1 protein-coding gene and 1 pseudogene are annotated in these 1,740 nt (G+C 73.8%); both read left to right on the forward strand.

The window, feature by feature from the left end; translation table 11 throughout:
- A partial coding sequence (locus O3Q52_RS52770) for a peptidoglycan-binding protein (RefSeq protein ID WP_269655498.1) occupies positions 1-1,215 on the forward strand: 1,215 nt, incomplete at its 5' end.
- 146 nt (positions 1,216-1,361) lie between these two features.
- Positions 1,362-1,740, forward strand: a pseudogene (locus O3Q52_RS52775) (SPFH domain-containing protein); the annotation flags it as partial.

Raw genomic sequence — 1,740 nt, forward strand, 5'->3', positions numbered from 1 at the left:
CCGGCCGTCGCGGCCGCCGCGCACGCCCCGCGGCGGCCCGGCGCCCCCGCGGCCGACGAACCCGACACACCGCAGGGCGGCAAGACCCCGCTCCACGGCCCCGGAGGCGTCCCGGCCAAGGTCAAGGCACCCCCGACGACCCGGGCCGAGATCATCAACCGGGCCAAGGAGTGGGTCGCCGCCGAGGTGCCCTACAGCATGAACACGTACTGGTCCGACGGGTACCGCCAGGACTGCTCGGGCTTCGTCTCGATGGCCTGGAACCTCGGCGGCAACGAATGGACAGGCAGCCTCGACAAGTTCGGCGTCCGGATTCCCCGGGAGCAGCTGGAGCCCGGTGACATTCTCCTGTTCCACAATCCGGAGGACCCCGAGAAGGGGTCGCACGTCGTGATTTTCGGGGGCTGGACGGATTACACGCAGGACTATTACATCGCGTACGAGGAGACCCGCCCGCGCGCCCGCAAGCAGGCCACTCCGTACGCCTACTGGAAGAATTCGGACCGCTATCTGGCGTACCGCTACAAGGGGCTGAAAGGGGGAACGGAGGGCGAGGGTCCGGCTTCTCCTGTCGACCCCAAGACTCCGGCCACCCCGGCCACCCCGGCCACTCCGGCCACCCCCGTCACCTCTCCGGGGACGAAACCGGCGGCGCCGCCCTACCCGGGAGCGGCGGCCTTCGGGCCCGGGGCGACCAACGCGAACGTCGCCCGGCTGGGGCGGATGCTGGTCGAGCGGGGCGCGAGCACGTACTACTCGGCGGGGCCCGGACCACGCTGGTCGGAGGCCGACCGCAGGGCCACCCAGGCGTTCCAGCGGGCGCAGGGCTGGACCGGGGCGGACGCGGACGGGTTCCCGGGGCCGACGACCTGGGCGTATCTGGTGAGTGACAAGGGACGGGACATCGTCGCCCCGAGCGGCGGCAGTTCCGGCAAGCCCGGGCGGCCCCCGGCCGGAGGTGTCGCCTCGCACGGCGTCCCCGGCTATCCGGGGCGGGCGTTGTTCCGGCCGGGCGCCAGCAACGAGTACGTCACCCGGCTCGGGAAGCAGTTGGTGAAGAAGGGGTTCGGCAAGCACTACACGCAGGGGCCGGGACCGCGCTGGGGCGAGGGCGACCGGCGCAACGTCGAGGCGTTCCAGCGTGCGCAGGGGTGGCGCGGCGGGGCGGCCGACGGCTACCCGGGTCCGGAGACCTGGCGGCGGCTCTTCTCCTGAGGAGCCCGGACGGCCCGAGGAGCCCGGACGGCCCGAGGGGCCCGGACGGCCCGGGGAGCCGGGCCGGTTCGGACGGCTCCCGACGGCACTTCTCACGACAGCTCTCTCATGACAGTTCTTCCTGGCGCGGAGGCACGGAGGCACGTATGAGTACGACGACTGAACAGTCCCCGGAGTTCGAGGGGGCCCCAGAGGCGGGCGGTCGGGACACGGGTGGCCGCGGGGCGCGGCTCATCCACAACGAGGCGACCACCGAGATCCCCGTCCACCTGCTGTTCCGCGACGAGCCCGAGCCGGTGTCCGTACCGCTCGCGCCCGCCGTGGTGAGCCGGCGGCGCGGCACCGGCGAACAGCCGAGGGTCACCCGGCGGGCGCCCGCCCCGGTGCGGCCGCGGCCGGTGGTGGAGGTCGACCCCGACCTGGTGGAGCGGCCCGCGGGCGTACTGCCGGGCATGGTCGGGGTGCTGGCCGGTGCCGTCGGCACGGCGGGCTGCGTCCTCGCGTCCTGGTGGGCGGGTGTGCTGC

It is taken from the genome of Streptomyces sp. ActVer (assembly GCF_027270795.1).
Lineage (GTDB): Bacteria > Actinomycetota > Actinomycetes > Streptomycetales > Streptomycetaceae > Streptomyces > Streptomyces umbrinus_A.